The organism is Streptomyces sp. x-80, assembly GCF_046549095.1.
In the GTDB taxonomy this organism is placed as follows: Bacteria; Actinomycetota; Actinomycetes; order Streptomycetales; family Streptomycetaceae; genus Streptomyces; species Streptomyces celluloflavus.
Genome location: NZ_JAJPWM010000005.1, coordinates 176618 through 190783 on the forward strand (window position 1 = coordinate 176618; position 14166 = coordinate 190783).

The 14166-nt window shown below is 73.2% G+C and carries 11 protein-coding genes; 8 read left to right on the forward strand and 3 right to left on the reverse strand.

Annotated elements, in window-relative coordinates; all coding sequences use genetic code 11:
* Positions 1–49 precede the first annotated feature (49 nt).
* The 3 genes from ACLJWH_RS11445 (at position 50) to ACLJWH_RS11455 (ending at position 3492) form a co-directional block, all read left to right on the forward strand.
* A complete protein-coding gene (locus tag ACLJWH_RS11445) occupies positions 50–940 on the forward strand; it encodes a radical SAM protein (protein ID WP_411141534.1) in 891 nt (296 codons plus the stop codon).
* A gap of 8 nt (positions 941–948) precedes the next feature.
* Complete coding sequence (locus ACLJWH_RS11450; RefSeq protein WP_411141535.1) at positions 949–2085, forward strand: methyltransferase domain-containing protein; 1137 nt, start codon at positions 949–951, stop codon at positions 2083–2085.
* A gap of 402 nt (positions 2086–2487) precedes the next feature.
* A complete protein-coding gene (locus ACLJWH_RS11455; RefSeq protein ID WP_411141536.1) occupies positions 2488–3492 on the forward strand; it encodes a TIGR03619 family F420-dependent LLM class oxidoreductase in 1005 nt (334 codons plus the stop codon).
* Positions 3493–3586: 94 nt separating this feature from the next.
* On the opposite strand, the gene ACLJWH_RS11460 is transcribed toward ACLJWH_RS11455, so the two are convergent.
* Positions 3587–5224 carry a FadD3 family acyl-CoA ligase gene (locus ACLJWH_RS11460; protein ID WP_411141537.1) on the reverse strand — a complete coding sequence of 546 codons (1638 nt, stop codon included), beginning with the start codon at positions 5222–5224 and terminating at the stop codon, positions 3587–3589.
* A gap of 91 nt (positions 5225–5315) precedes the next feature.
* Here ACLJWH_RS11460 and ACLJWH_RS11465 point away from each other — a divergent pair, with 91 nt between their 5' ends.
* The 4 genes from ACLJWH_RS11465 (at position 5316) to ACLJWH_RS11480 (ending at position 8988) form a co-directional block, all read left to right on the forward strand.
* Positions 5316–6467 carry a lipid-transfer protein gene (locus ACLJWH_RS11465; RefSeq protein ID WP_411141538.1) on the forward strand — a complete coding sequence of 384 codons (1152 nt, stop codon included), beginning with the start codon at positions 5316–5318 and terminating at the stop codon, positions 6465–6467.
* A gap of 144 nt (positions 6468–6611) precedes the next feature.
* Positions 6612–7148, forward strand: coding sequence for a Zn-ribbon domain-containing OB-fold protein (locus tag ACLJWH_RS11470; RefSeq protein ID WP_411141803.1), 537 nt, complete (start codon positions 6612–6614; stop codon positions 7146–7148).
* Positions 7145–7927, forward strand: a complete 783-nt coding sequence (locus ACLJWH_RS11475) for an enoyl-CoA hydratase/isomerase family protein (protein ID WP_411141539.1) — start codon at positions 7145–7147, stop codon at positions 7925–7927. The genes ACLJWH_RS11470 and ACLJWH_RS11475 overlap by 4 nt, the downstream gene beginning before the upstream one ends.
* 182 nt (positions 7928–8109) lie before the next feature.
* Positions 8110–8988: a hypothetical protein gene (locus ACLJWH_RS11480; RefSeq protein ID WP_411141540.1), complete on the forward strand. Its 879-nt coding sequence runs from the start codon at positions 8110–8112 to the stop codon at positions 8986–8988.
* 54 nt (positions 8989–9042) lie between these two features.
* On the opposite strand, the gene ACLJWH_RS11485 is transcribed toward ACLJWH_RS11480, so the two are convergent.
* Together ACLJWH_RS11485 and ACLJWH_RS11490 are read right to left on the reverse strand one after the other, a co-directional pair.
* Positions 9043–11670, reverse strand: a complete 2628-nt coding sequence (locus ACLJWH_RS11485) for a PQQ-binding-like beta-propeller repeat protein (RefSeq protein WP_411141541.1) — start codon at positions 11668–11670, stop codon at positions 9043–9045.
* A gap of 419 nt (positions 11671–12089) precedes the next feature.
* A complete protein-coding gene (locus ACLJWH_RS11490) occupies positions 12090–12854 on the reverse strand; it encodes a VOC family protein (RefSeq protein WP_411141542.1) in 765 nt (254 codons plus the stop codon).
* Between the two features lie 378 nt (positions 12855–13232).
* On the opposite strand from ACLJWH_RS11490, the gene ACLJWH_RS11495 reads away from it, so the two are divergent.
* Positions 13233–13880 (forward strand): TetR family transcriptional regulator, encoded by a 648-nt coding sequence (locus tag ACLJWH_RS11495; protein ID WP_381681249.1) that lies wholly within the window; start codon positions 13233–13235, stop codon positions 13878–13880.
* Positions 13881–14166: the final 286 nt, after the last annotated feature.

A 14166-nucleotide genomic window follows, 5' to 3' on the forward strand; every position in this document is an offset into this window, starting at 1 on the left:
GTATCCCTATCCGTATCGAGCAGCACATCGACACCGCGGAGGAGCGGCAATGAGCACGGTGGCAGAGAGTCCGGCGGCGGCCACGCCGACCGCGCCGAGGGTCGTAGAACTGGAGATCACCGGGGCCTGTCAGCTCCGGTGCACGCAGTGCTTCGCCGACTCGGGACCGGGCGGCACGCATGGTGCCATGACGGCCGACGACTGGCGGCGCGTGATCAGCGACGCGGCGGCGCTGGGCGTGCGTGAGGTGCAGCTCATCGGCGGCGAGCCGACGACGCACCCGGCCTGGGCCGAGTTGGTCGGCCATGCCCTGGGCTCCGGCCTTCAGGTCGAGGTCTACAGCAACGTGTTTCACATCAGGACCGGTTGGTGGGATGTGCTCGCCCGCGAGGGGGTGAAGCTGGCCACCAGTTACTACAGCGACCGCGCCGAGGAACACGACGCGATCACGACCCGTCCGGGCAGTTACGAGCGCACCCGGGCGAATATCACCGAGGCCGTACGGCGCGGTATCCCGCTGCGCGTCGGCATCGTGTCCGTACTCCCGGGGCAGCGCGTGAACCAGGCGCGCCGGGAACTGGAAGCGCTCGGCGTGACGGAGATCCGCACGGACCGGACGCGGCGCCTCGGCCGTGCCGCCCTGCCCGGGGCCGGGGCGGACGCGGCGGAGCTGTGCGGGCGCTGCGGGCACGGACAGGCGGCCGTGCTGCCTACGGGCGAGGTGACGCCGTGCGTCATGTCGCGCTGGCTGACCACGGGCAACGTCCGTGATCGTGGCTTGGCCGCGGTTCTCGGCGGCGCGGCGTGGGCCGAAGCACTGCGCGCGATTCCGGCCCGCGCCGACGGGAGTGTGTGTGACCCTGACTGCAAGCCCGCGTCCGACAGCGGCGACTGCGCGCCTGCGGAACAGGAAGCCTGCGACCCCAAGTACAGCGAGTGAGGCCGCGCATGGACTGGAAGCCAACCGCCGAACGGCTCGCGGCCGAGGTGGCCCCGCCCGCCTCGCGGTGGCGTCGCGCGGTCGCCGCCACCCCCCGGCACCTCTTCGTGCCCCGGTGGTGGGAGCCGGCGGGCGACGGCACGTGGGCACTGCGCGAGGGGCCGGCGGACGAGCGGGCTTGGCTGCGCGCGGCCTACACGGACACGTCCCTGGTGACCCGGGTCGGCTCCCTGCACGCCGACGGCGCGAGCCCCGCCGCCCGGCCGGCCGGCGTGCCCACGTCGTCGAGCACCATGCCCGGTCTGGTGGTGCGGATGCTGCGCCACGGGCAGTTGTACGACGGCGCGGACCTCGGCCTGATCGGCACCGGCACCGGGGCCAGTACCGCCCTCGCGGCGCGGCGCCTCGGCGACAAGCACGTTACGGCGATGGATGTGGACCCGTATCTGACCGAGGCCGCTATCACGCGGCTCGCCGCACTCGGTATGTCCCCACGGGTGGTCACCTGTGACGCGACGGGACCGCTCCCCGGGGACTTCGACCGCATCGTGTCCATGGTGGCGCTGGGCAACCTCGCCGGCGCCGTGGCCGCGCTACGCCCCGGCGGCCGGCTCGTGACCACGCTCGCCCGTATGCACCTGATCGTCACGGCCGACAAGTCCGTCGAGGACGACGGCTGCGCGCGGGGAGTGGTCGAGTGGGACCGGGCCGGGTTCATGGCCACCCGGACCGGCGCCGACTACCCGCCAGGGGCCGGCGAGTTGTTGGCGGCCGTACGCGACCGCGAGGGCGACGAGGTGACCGAAGGCCGCTATCCGGTGCTCAATGTCGCGGAGGCATGGGAGGTGCGCGCCATGCTCGAACTCGCCGCGCCCGGCGTCGAGACCTGTTACGAGGAACGTGGCGGGCAGCGCACGGCGTGGCTGGTGCACGCCGACGGCTCATGGGCGCGCGCCTCGGCGAGGTGGCTCGACCCGCCCACGGTCCACCAGGGCGGCCCCCGCCGCCTGTGGGGCGAGCTGGAACGCATCCGCCACCGGCTCAACGCCGAAGGGGGGCTGCCGATCTACGGGAGCCGCGTGCACATCACGCCCGACGGTGTATGCCACTTCAAGCGTGGCAAGTGGTCGGCCTCCTACGGCTGACTCCGTGCCGCTGACTTGGTGCCGCTGGCTCCGTGCCGCACACCCGTCTGCCCGCCGTCCCCCGTGGCGGGCAGGCGGAATCACGACCGCGCAGACCGTAGTTCTCCACCACCGCCCGCCCGGTAACCGAGATTTCAGGTCCTTGCCGCTCTCGCGACGTGGCAGCCCGGTGACGAATTCGGCCTCCCTGCTCTCCCCCGCCTCCCCCGCCTCTCCGACCTCGCGTCCGCCCCCGTCGGACGCTTGACCTTCACACCGACGTGAAGGTGTACAAGGAAAGCGTCGCCGGGGGCTCGGAGGGGGCGGGGCGGCCCGAGACAGGAGACGGGACGGGCGGTGGCGACCGTCCATCCGTAAGCCGGGCGGCGGCAGTCGGGCGGCCGCCAGTGGGAGGAGATCGTCGTGGATATCGGGAACGGAAGCGGGAGTTCGGAGCGGGACGGGGCGGGGGCCGCGTCCGCCGCCGGCGCCCGGATGCGGCTGCATGTCGTGCTGCCGGACGAGTCGGCGGCGATGGACGTCGGCACGGTGGCCGGGCTGGCGCGGGAGGCCGAGGCGCTGGGGTACGCCGGGGTCTGGCTGCCGGATCATCTGCTGCCACCGGGGCCGTACGGGGTCTCGACCGGGTACGGCGGGGTGTACGAGGCGCTGACCACGCTCTCCTACCTCGCGGCGGTGACCGAGCGGGTCACGCTCGGCACGTCCGTACTCGTCGCCCCGCTGCGCGATCCGCTGATCCTCGCCCGGCAGACCGCGACGCTGGCCCGGCTGAGCGGTGGCCGGTTCGTGCTCGGCGCCGGGGTCGGCTGGGAGCGCTACGAGTTCGCGGCGGCCGGTGCCGACTTCGCCGCCCGGGGCGCGCGTACGGACAGCACACTGCGGGTGGTGCGGCAGCTGCACACGCGGGGCGGCGGGCCGTACGAGGACGCGTTCGTGTCGTTCGACGAGCGCGCCGTCTTCGAGCCGGTGCCGCGGACGCCGGTGCCGTTCCTGATCGGCGGGAACTCGGACGCGGCGCTGCGGCGCGCGGTGGAGTTCGGCGGGTACTGGCAGGCGGTGTTCCTGACGCCGGCGGAGTTCGCGGTGCGCCGGAAGCGGATCGAGGAGCTGGTGCGGGAGGCGGAGCCGGCCGGGGGCGGGCTTCGGGGCGTGGCAGGGGGCGGGGCCGCGCGCGGACCGCGGGTCTCCGCCGGGGCCCGTACGGACTGGGACGGGCCGGGGCGCTCGGCCGCGGACGTACGGGCCGAGGTGGTGCGGTGGGAGGCGGCCGGGGCGGCGGATCTCGCGGTGTGGTTCGGGGCGGCCGACGACGGTTTCGCGGCGCGGATGCGGGCGCTCGCGGCGGGGACGGGACTGAAGGGTGGGCGCATCACCCGCCCCCATCCCTCACCCGCCCCATCTCCGTGAACGAGACGTGAGGGCGGGATGTAGGAGCGAGACCCGGGGAGGCCGGTTCAAGGACGGACTTGGGAATCGGACTTGAGGACGCAGATCGTCGTGATCAGGCCGCGTCCGGCCCCCGCTTCCCCTCCCGCAACCGGGACTTGAGGACCTTCCCGCTCGCGTTGCGCGGCAGGGCGGTGACGAACTCGACCTCCCGCGGGACCTTGTAGTTGGCCATTTCGCGGCGGGACCAGGCGATCAGGTCCTCGGCGGTCAGGGATGAGCGGGCGCGCCGGACGGCGTACGCCTTGCCGACCTCGCCGAGGCGGGGGTCGGGTATGCCGACGACGGCGACCTCGGCGATGTCCGGGTGGCGGCCGAGGAGTTGCTCTATTTCGGCCGGGTAGGCGTTGAAGCCGCCGACGATGAACATGTCCTTGATGCGGTCGGTGATCCGGAGGTTGCCGGCCGGGTCGAGGACGCCGACGTCGCCGGTGCGCAGCCAGCCGTCGGCGGTACGGGCGCGGGCCGTGCCGGCCGGGTCCTCGAAGTAGCCGGACATCACGTGGTAGCCGCGGACCAGCACCTCACCGGGGGTGCCGGCCGGCAGGGCGCGGCCCCCGGCGTCGGCGACCCGGATCTCGGTGCCGGGGAGGGCCCGGCCCGAGGTCGCGGCGATCACCTCGGGGGGATCGCCGCGGCGGCACATCGTGACGACGCCTGAGCTCTCCGACAGGCCGTACGCCGTGAGGACGGTGGGGATCTTCAGCTCGCCGCGGAGCCGCTCGACCAGTTCCAGGGGGACGACGGAGGCGCCGGTGACCACCAGGCGCAGCGCCGAGAGGTCGTGCCGGTCGCGGGCGGGGTGGTCGAGGATCTGCTGGAGGAGGGCGGGCGGCCCGGGGAGGACGGAGATCCGCTCGGCGGCGAGGTTGGCGAGCGCCGTCGCCACACTGAAGACCGGCTGCGGGACCATCGTCGCACCGCGCAGCAGACAGGCGAGGATCCCGGCTTTGTAGCCGAAGGTGTGGAAGAACGGGTTGACGATGAGATAGCGGTCGCCCTCGCGGAGGCCGGCCAGCTCGCTCCACACGCCGTAGGCACGCAGCGTCTGGGCGTGGGTGATCACGGCGCCTTTGGGGTGGCCGGTGGTACCGGAGGTGAAGATGATGTCCGAGGGCGCGTCGGGGCGCAGCGCGTCAGCGCGGGCGCGGACCGTCTCGGCGGGCACCGCTTCTCCGGCGGCGAGGAAGTCCCGCCAGGTGGTGAAGTCGGCGGGGGCGTCGTCGGCGAGCACGACGACCCGCTCCAGCTGCGGCAGGCCGGGCAACGGGCCGCCGCCCGCGCCCTGCTGGGCGGCGCGGCGCAGCGAGGCGACGTAGGAGGTGCCGAGGAAGGTGCCGGTGACGAAGAGGACTCTGGCGCGGGTGCGGCGCAGGACGTAGGCGGCCTCGGCGCCCTTGAAACGGGTGTTGACGGGGACGAGGACGGCACCGGCCGTCACGGCGCCGAGGGCGCAGACGATCCAGTCGACGGTGTTGGGCGCCCACACGGCGACGCGGTCGCCGGGTGTCACGCCGGAGGCGATACAGGCGGCCGCCGCCCGCTCCACCCGCTCGCCGAGCCCCGCGTACGAGAGGCGGACGCGGCCGTCGGCCACCGCCTCCCGCGGGCCGTACCGCTCCGCGGCCGCGCGCACCAGCAGGGGGATGGAGCCGTACTCCAGGTCCGCCCGCGCTTCCGGTTCCTCGCGCATCGCACTACCTCCCGCGAAAGAGCTGACTGTCCGTCAGATTAACGGTAGCCTCCTGCGCTGTCAGCACTGGCGACCGAGCACGGAGGTGGCGATGGGGGCGACCCTCAAGGACGCTGCGGCGATAGTCGGCATCGGACAGACCCCCTTCGCCAAACACCTTCCGGAATCCGAGAAGGCGCTGGCCTGCCGGGCGGTCCTCGCGGCGCTGGACGACGCCGGTATCGCCCCCTCGGAAGTGGACGCCTTCGCCTCCTACACCATGGAGGAGACCGACGAGGTCGAGATCGCCAAGGCCATCGGCGCCGGCGAGGTCACCCACTTCTCCAAGGTCGGCTACGGCGGCGGCGGTTCCTGCGCGACGGTGGCGCATCTGGCCGCCGCCATCGCCACCGGGCAGGCGAGCGTCGGCGTCGCCTGGCGGTCGCGCAAACGCGGCTCGGGACCACGCCCCTGGAAGAACACCCAAGCCCAGCTGCCGACCCCGGGACAGTGGACCAGGCCCTTCGGACTGCTGCGCCCCGCCGATGAGATCGGCATGCTGGCCCGCCGCTATATGCACGAGTACGGCGCCACCCGCGACCATCTCTTCAACGTCGCGCTCGCCTGCCGCAACCGGGCCAACCAGAACCCGGACGCGATCATGTACGACCGCCCGCTGACCCGCGAGATGTACATGACCGCTCGCTGGATCAGTGAGCCCCTCTGCCTCTTCGACAACTGCCTGGAGACCGACGGCGCCCTGGCCTGCGTCGTCGTCTCCGCGGAGCGCGCCCGCGACTGCCGTCAGCGGCCCGTCTACATCCACTCCGCGGCCCAGGGCCTGCCCGCCCAGCACCACGGCATGGTCAACTACTGGAACGACGACCCGCTCACCGGGCCCGCCTGGACCGCCGCCCGGCACCTGTGGAAGGGCGCCGACCTGGGACCGCAGGACGTCGACGTGGCGCAGATCTATGACGCGTTCACCCCCCTGATTCCCCTCTCCCTGGAGGGCTACGGCTTCTGCGGGCGCGGCGAGGGCGCGGCCTTCACCGAGGGCGGCGCCCTGGAGATCGGCGGCCGGCTGCCTCTCAACACCGGTGGCGGCGGCCTCTCCGAGGCGTACGTCCACGGTTTCAACCTCATCACCGAAGGCGTCAAACAGCTGCGCGGCACCAGCACCGCGCAGGTCCCGGACGCCGCCACCTGCCTGGTCACCGCGGGCGAGGGCGTCCCCACCTCGGCCCTGCTGCTGAGGAGTTGAGACGCGATGAGCACTGGTGAACCCGCCCGGCGGAGCACCCACGGCACCACCCGGAAGACCGCCGACAGCACCACCCGGAAGGCCGTTGCCGCCCGGAAGACCGCTGACTCCCACCCGACCGCTGACGTATCCGCTCGTGAATCCATGGCACCCGACCCCCCTCGTGCGACCGTGACCACGATCGTGACAGCCACCACTGACAATCGGCCCGGGACCGACGGTGACCTGCCGCTTCCCGTCCCCGACGAGGACCTGCTGAGCCCCGTTCCCGACGAGGACGGCGCGCCGTTCTGGGAGTACACCGCGCGCGGCGAACTCCGCGTCCAGACCTGCACCGCCTGCGACGCCCCCCGCTTCCCGCCCCGCCCGTGCTGCCCGCACTGCCAGTCGTTCGACAGCCACTGGCGGCGGATGAGCGGCCGCGGCCGCATCTGGTCCTACGTCCGGCCGCACCCCCCGCTGCTGCCCGCCTACGCCGCCCAGGCGCCGTACAACGTGATCGTCGTGGAACTGGCCGACGCCCCGCGCATCCGGCTCGTCGGCAACCTCGTCACCGCCGCGGACGCCGCCCTGAACTCCGTCGATCCCGCGCGGCTGCGCATCGGCGCCCCGGTGAAGGTCGCGTTCCACACCCTGCCGGGCGGTATCACCGTGCCCCGCTGGCTCCTGGAGCGGCCATGACGGTCCGTACGGAGATCGCGGACGGGGTCGCGCTGGTCACCCTCGACCGGCCCGGCCGGCACAACGCCATCGACCTGGCCAGCGCCGACGAACTCGCCGCCACCTGGCGGGCGTTCCGCTCCGACGACGCGGTACGGGCCGCGGTGATCACCGGCGCCGGCGGCCGCGCCTTCAGCACCGGCATCGACCGCTCCGTCGATGTCCCCCAGCCGGCCTCGCCCTTCTCCCTGGACGACCCGCTGCTCCGCATCGGCCCGAAGTCGAACGACCTGTGGAAGCCGGTCGTCGCCGCGGTCGACGGGATGGCCTGCGGCGGGGCCTTCTACCTCCTGGGCGAGGCCGAGTTCATCGTCGCGGCCACCACCGCCACCTTCTTCGACCCGCACACCACCTACGGGATGGTCAGCGCCTACGAGGCCATCCATATGGCACAGCGGATGCCGTTCGGGGAGGTCGCCAGGATGTCCCTGATGGGGACGGCGGAACGGCTGGGCGCCGCGCGCGCGTACGAGATCGGGCTGGTCTCCGAGCTGGCCGAGCCCGGCGCCGTGGCCGCGGCGGCGCTGCGCTGCGCGGCCGTCCTCGCCGCGCAGCCGACCGAGGCGGTCCAGGGCACCGTACGCGCCCTGTGGGCCGCCAAGGAGGCGGTCCGCGCGCAGGCGCTGGCACACGCCCCGCAGCTGATCGCGCTCGGCAATCTGCCGCCGGACCGCCAGGCCGAGCTGTTCCGTGCCCGGTGGCGGACCGGCACGGCGACGCCGGACTTCCGGGTGCGCTGAGTGACGGGTGGTGCTGCCGGTGGTCGTCCCGGTGGTGCCGCCGGACCGGCCTCCCGCGTACCCGAACCGCCCGCCAGATCCGCCTGACCTGGGGTGACACCGCCGTCTAGCGAGCGCGGGCGGTCAGGCGTAGCGTCGTTCGCGGAGGACGTCCGGCCGACTCGAAGCGAGGCACGCCAGTGGTGCGCAACGTACTCGGATCCGTCATCGCCCTCATCGGAGCGGCGGCCGCCGTCTGGAGCCCCTTCCGTCCCTGGTACGACGGCCGTCACGGGCGCGATGTCCGGATCGAGGACCTCTTCAACGGCCTCACGGGTCACTCCGCCCCGCTCCTCGGCTCCCTCTTTCTTCCCATGGCCTTCGCCGCCCTGCTGACCCTGCTCGGCGTGGCGCTGCGCTCGCGGCTGCTCGTCGGCTTCGCCGCCCTGGTGGTGCTCGGCTTCACGATCTTGTGGATGGTCCGCCAGGGGCAGGCCGCGGGCGAGCTCACCGCCGGTACGGGCGGCCTGGGCATCGGCGCGGCCAACGCCCTCGGCGGCGGCGCGGTCCTGCTGCTCGGCGCGCTGATCATGCGCGGCGGGGGCCGCCGGTCCCGCGAGCAACCCGACGGACGGCCCGCCGACGAGCGGCACGGCGACGGACGGTACGACGACGGACGCTACGGCGAGGGCCCGTACGGCGACGGACGCTACGACGACGGGCAGCTCCGCAGCGAACAGTACGGCGGTGGACAGTACGGCAGCGGGCAGTACGGCAATGGTCAGTACGGGAGTGGACAGTACGGAGACGGCGGCGGGCAGTACGGAGGCGGGCAGTACGGCGCCGGACAGGCCGGACACCCCGGAGGCCACGGCGAGCGCGGGCCCTATCCGCCGGCGTCCGGCTCGGGCGGTCCCGTAGGGGGCTCCCATGCCGCGCCGGAGGCGCCCTCCGGACCCTGGCGGCCGCCGCCCCCCACGCCCCCGGTGCAGTGGGGCATGGGCCGGCACGGGCAGCAGCACGGACAGCAGGCGCCCGGGGCCGGCTCCCCGGAGCCGCGGGACAACCACGACAGGGAGTAGCGGCCACGGCGAGGAGCCACGCGAGGAACGTTCGCCGCCCGCCGGCGACACGCCCTACGCCCGCCGCGTCATCCCCGTCCCCTTCGCCGCGTCCAGCGCGTACACACAGCGGTCCTTGCTGCACGCGTAGACCACGCCACCGACCGCCACCGGCGAGCCGGTGATCTCACCCCCGGTCGCCAGCTTCCAGCGCAGCTGCCCGCCCATCGCGTCGAGCGTGTAGAGACAGTGGTCGGCCGAGCCGAAGTGCAACCGGCCCTCCGCGACGACCGGTGCGCCGATCACCTCGGCACCCGCCTGGAACCGCCAGCGGGGCGTACCGGTCACCGCGTCCAGCGTGTAGAGGGCATGGCCGCTGCCCAGGTGGACGGCGCCGTGCGCGACCAGCACCGGCTCGGTCGACTGCCGCGGCTCGGTGGCGATCCGCCAGCGCTCGCGGCCGTCCGCCGCGTCCAGCGCGTAGACCGTGCCCAGATAGTCGGCCAGGTAGACCCCGCCGCCGGCGACGGCCGGGCCCGGCGCGAAGGCCGGCGGGCTCACGAACGCCGCGGGCGCCTCGAAATGCCAGCGCAGCTCACCGCGCGCGATATCGATGGCCAGCACCCGGGTGCCGGCCACGACGTAGACCACACCGTCCGGCGCGGGCAGCAGCCGCACCGGCACCCCGCCGCAGGACGCCGCGTCGCCCACCGGATACGACCAGCGTTCGACACCGGTCCGCGCCTCCAGCGCCCTGAGCCGCGCGTCGACCCGGACGAACACCGTGCCGTCGTGCACCACGGGCCCGGCCTCGGCCGTCTCGAAGTCGGTCTGGGCGCCGCCGATCTCCCACAGCAGCTCGCCGTTGGCGGCCTCCCACGCCTGGACGCCGCCACCGCGCATACCGGTGACGACCGTGCCGCGGTCCACCTGGAGCGCGTAGACCCAGCCCTCGGTGTTCAGCCGCCAGCGGTCGGCGCCGTCCGCGGCGTCCAGGGCGTACAGGCTCGGGCCGTCCGACGCGTGGATGCGGCCGTCGGCGACGGCCATCGTCCAGGCCACGTCACGGGTCTTGAACTGCCGCCGCCCGCTGGCCACATCGAGGACGTGTACCTCGAAGGAGGTGACGTAGAGCCGGTCGCCCGCGACGGCGGGGGTGCCCCACACCTCGTTCGACATCCGGAACCGCCAGGGGCGCCAGCGGCCCGGCTCGGCGGCGGGCGGCTCGGCCGGTGCGCCGTGCTGCGGCGCGGCGCCGGGGCCCCCGCCCGCCGGGACGCCGTTGGCGGCGCCTTGTTGCGGCACCCCGGGCTGCGGCATCCCGGCCGCCGGTCCGCCGCCGGGCGGCCGTACCCAGTTCGTCGCGGCCCCGGCCTGCCCGCGCGGCTGCGGGTCGCGGCCGTCCGCGGCGCGCGGCCCCGGCCCTATCGGCGCGGGCGAGCCGCCGAGCCGGACCGGGCCGCCGGGCCCCTCCGCCGGAGCTGCGGGCGCGACGGACGGCGGCGGTACGGGGGGCGGGGCGAGCGGTGGCGCGGCGGCCGGGGACGGCGCGCCGACGGGCGGGGCGGCGGAGACCGGGGTGGCGCGCGCCGGCGACATGTCCGGGCCGAACGACGCGGCCGGCGCCATCGCCGGGCCACGGGGGTCGCTGCCCCGGTGCGCACCGGGGCCCGCGCCGACGTGACCGGGCCAGCCGGACCGGTCGGCGGCGCCCGCCGGGGCGTGCGCGGGCGGCGGCGGCACCGGCGGTGCCTGGCCGCCTCCCGAGCCGCGCCGGTCGTCCTTGGGGAGGGAGGTACGGCCGCCGCGCCGCCCCTCTATCAGGGCGACCGCACCGGCCGGCAGCCAGGCCGAGGCCGTACCGCTGTCGTCGCTGCCGGAGCCGAAGAGATGCGGCGCGAGCTGGGACTGGAGATCGGCGGGCGACGGCCGGTGGGCCGCCTCCCTCTGCATACAGGACTCCAGCAGCGGACGCAGTTCGTCCGGCAGCCCGGCCAGGTCGGGGCCCTCCCGGAGCAGCATGAAGACGGTTTCGACGGGGTTGGCGCCGTGGAAGGGGGCGTGGCCGGTGGCGGCGAAGACGAGCGTCGAGCCGAGGGAGAAGACATCGCTCGCGCCCGTCACGCTGCGCGAGTCGCGGGCCTGTTCGGGCGACATGTAGGCCGGGGTGCCCACGGCCACATTGGTCATCGTCAGCCGGGTGTTGGAGACCCCGGAGGCGATCCCGAAGTCGATCACCCGGGGGCCGTCCTCGACGACCAGGACGTTCGACGGTTTGAGGTCCCGGTGCACCAGCCCCGCGCCGTGGATGGACTGGAGCGCCTCGGCGATACCGGCCGCCAGCCACCGCACCGCCTGGGCCGGCAGCGGCCCGCAGTCGTTGACGATCTCCTCCAGCGAGGGGGCGGGGACGTAGGCCGTCGCGAGCCACGGCACCGCCGCGCGCGGGTCGGCGTCCACCACCGCGGCGGTGTAGAAGCCGCTGACCGCGCGGGCCGCCTCGACCTCGCGGGTGAAGCGGACCCGGAACAGCTGGTCCTCGGCCAGCTCCGTACGCACCGTCTTGATCGCCACGCGCCGGCCGGACGCCGAACGCGCCAGATAGACCAGCCCCATGCCGCCGGCCCCGAGACGGCCGAGCACCTCGAACGGGCCGATCCGCCGGGGATCGTGCTGCGTCAGCTGCGTCAGCTGCTCCACCATTTGCCTGCCACCTCCCCGTGGGGCGAAAACGACTCTCAAAGCCACAAGCCACCGAGAGCCCCTGCCCCGTGCAGCGTCTCACCGCTCGGCCGAAACGGCCGTACGGGTGCTGATTCTTCCTGGCCGGGCCAACGGTTGCGAACCCGGGGGCCGCCCGCCGTGTCACGGATCACTCCCGCGCCGCCCGCGACCCGCCCGTCACTCCGGGCGCCCGGTCCCCGTCCGACGTGCTCCGATACATCCGACGGGAGCGGACGCGAGGGGATACCGGCCGGTTCCGGCCCGTATGCCACCCCTGTGCCACCCGTATGCCACCCGTATGCCGCCCGCTCCGCCGGTCCGGCCGGTCCCGCCGGCGCACCGCCGTGCCCGCCCGCGGTGCCGGTGCTGTCACCGACGCAATTACGCGCCGCCGGGGGTCATTTCGGGGCCATGACCCCAAAAGTGGCGCCCTGGTCGTCCCGGAGGACCGTGTACGGGCCGCCCGGCGTCTCCGTGGGCTCGACGACGACGCTGCCACCCAGGCCGGTCGCGGTGCGTACCGCGGCCGCCATCTCAGCGACGAGGAAGGAGACGGTGAAATGCGCCGGCACATGTGCCGGGAACTCCTCGCCCATGGTGATGCGGCAGCCGATCTCACCCGGCCGCCCGGCCAGCCGCCAGGGGAGGAAACCGGGGTGCGCCATCGGACTGTCGCGGACGCCCTCGAAGCCGAAGACCTTCCCGTAGAAGGCGTCGGACGCGTCGGGGTGGCGGGTGTGGAGCGCCATCCAGAGATATCCGCCGGGCTCCTTCGCCGTCTCGAAGCCCTGGTGCGTACCGGCCTGCCAGGCGCCGAAGACCGCACCGGCCGGGTCCACGGCGATCAGCATCGAGCCGAGATCGCCGACCCGCATCGGCTCGGCGAAGATCCGTCCGCCCGCCTCGCAGATCGCGGCGTCGGTCCGCCGGATGTCATCGGTCGCGAAGTACAGCCCCCAGGCGGTCGGCATCGACGCGTTTTTCCGGGGCATCAGCCCGGCGGCCCTTTTGCCGTTACGGAATGCCTGGGTGTATCCGCCGAACTCGGGGGCGCCTTCGGAGAAGGTCCAGCCGAAGAGTTCGCCGTAGAAGCTCTTGCCCTTGCCGAGATCGGGCAGCATGACATCCGCCCAGCAAGGGGCACCCTCCGCGTATGCAGCCATATGCCCAAGCTAGCGCCGGTTCGCGGACCCCGCCCGACGGGAATCCGAACGCGTGATCTATATCTCAGAATGAGATCACCGAAACGGCGTGTCGTACATCGACACCCAACACATCGCCTTCCGCGCGGACTTGCCGGCACACCGCGCACACGCCGCACGCACACACCGCACACTTATCCACCACGGCTGTCCACAGCCTGTTGATAAGACCATTCACCGGTTCGGACCAAAGGGTTCCACCGAGAGCCGGTACCGTACGCGAGGGCGCCGCCCGGACCGCCACCAGGGCGGTAAGCCGGGTTCCGTATCCCGAACTCCCCGCTCCCCATTTGCAGGCAGTCAAATCGCGCTCCGATCACCCCTCGGTAAGCTGACGGCATGACAGGACAAGTTCGAACCGTCGACGGCAGAGTTGCCGGCCGCCGTGGACAGGCGACGCGGCAGAAGCTGCTCGACTGCCTCAGCGAAATGCTCAGTTCATCCCCGTACCGGGACGTCAAGGTCATCGACGTGGCCCGAAAAGCGGGCACTTCACCCGCTACGTTCTATCAGTACTTCCCCGACGTAGAAGGCGCCGTCCTCGAAATCGCCGAGGAGATGGCCAAAGAGGGCGCCGAGCTGACCGGCCTTGTCGCGGGGCGTTCCTGGGTGGGAAAGTCCGGCTGGCAGGCGGCGGAGGAGCTGGTCGACGGCTTCCTCTCCTTCTGGCGCAGCAACGACGCCATTCTGCGCGTCGTCGACCTGGGAGCGGCCGAGGGCGACAAGCGGTTCTACAAGATCCGCATGAAGATCCTCAATGCCGTCACCAACTCCCTTACGGACTCCATCAAGGAGCTCCAGAGCAAGAACAAGGTCGACAAGGACGTCAGCGCGGCGGCCATGGCCGGATCGATCGTCGCGATGCTGGCGGCGGTCGCCGGGCACCAGAAGGGTTTCCAGAGCTGGGGCGTCAAACAGACCGAACTCAAGCCCAATCTGGCGCTGCTGGTGCATTTCGGTGTCACCGGCAAGAAGCCGACGAAATAATCGGCGGCAGCGTCGGCGCGGCCGTCACAGGTGACACCCCCGGAATCGGCGGAGCCGGCCGAGCGGCCGGAATCGGCGAAGCCGACGGGGCCGGCCGAGCCACCATAATTCCTCAGGAAATCGCTCACGTAATCGCCAACGGAAACGCTGCCGGAATCACCGGCGGAATCGCCACGCGGGGCAGTTTCGCCGTCCGCCCCGCATACCGCCCCGCACGCACCCCGCATCCGTCCTGGCATGGCTTCACAACTGCACACACGGCGGGTGCCCCCCGGCCCCGCCGGGG

Excerpts from the sequence above, each read along its gene's own strand:
- ACLJWH_RS11445 (WP_411141534.1), top strand. The coding sequence starts at position 50 with ATGAGCACGGTGGCAGAGAGTCCGGCGGCGGCCACGCCGACCGCGCCG.
- ACLJWH_RS11490 (WP_411141542.1), bottom strand. The coding sequence starts at position 12,854 with ATGGCTGCATACGCGGAGGGTGCCCCTTGCTGGGCGGATGTCATGCTG.
- ACLJWH_RS11460 (WP_411141537.1), bottom strand. The coding sequence starts at position 5,224 with ATGCGCGAGGAACCGGAAGCGCGGGCGGACCTGGAGTACGGCTCCATC.
- ACLJWH_RS11470 (WP_411141803.1), top strand. The coding sequence starts at position 6,612 with ATGGCACCCGACCCCCCTCGTGCGACCGTGACCACGATCGTGACAGCC.
- ACLJWH_RS11475 (WP_411141539.1), top strand. The coding sequence starts at position 7,145 with ATGACGGTCCGTACGGAGATCGCGGACGGGGTCGCGCTGGTCACCCTC.
- ACLJWH_RS11450 (WP_411141535.1), top strand. The coding sequence starts at position 949 with ATGGACTGGAAGCCAACCGCCGAACGGCTCGCGGCCGAGGTGGCCCCG.
- ACLJWH_RS11465 (WP_411141538.1), top strand. The coding sequence starts at position 5,316 with ATGGGGGCGACCCTCAAGGACGCTGCGGCGATAGTCGGCATCGGACAG.
- ACLJWH_RS11495 (WP_381681249.1), top strand. The coding sequence starts at position 13,233 with ATGACAGGACAAGTTCGAACCGTCGACGGCAGAGTTGCCGGCCGCCGT.
- ACLJWH_RS11485 (WP_411141541.1), bottom strand. The coding sequence starts at position 11,670 with ATGGTGGAGCAGCTGACGCAGCTGACGCAGCACGATCCCCGGCGGATC.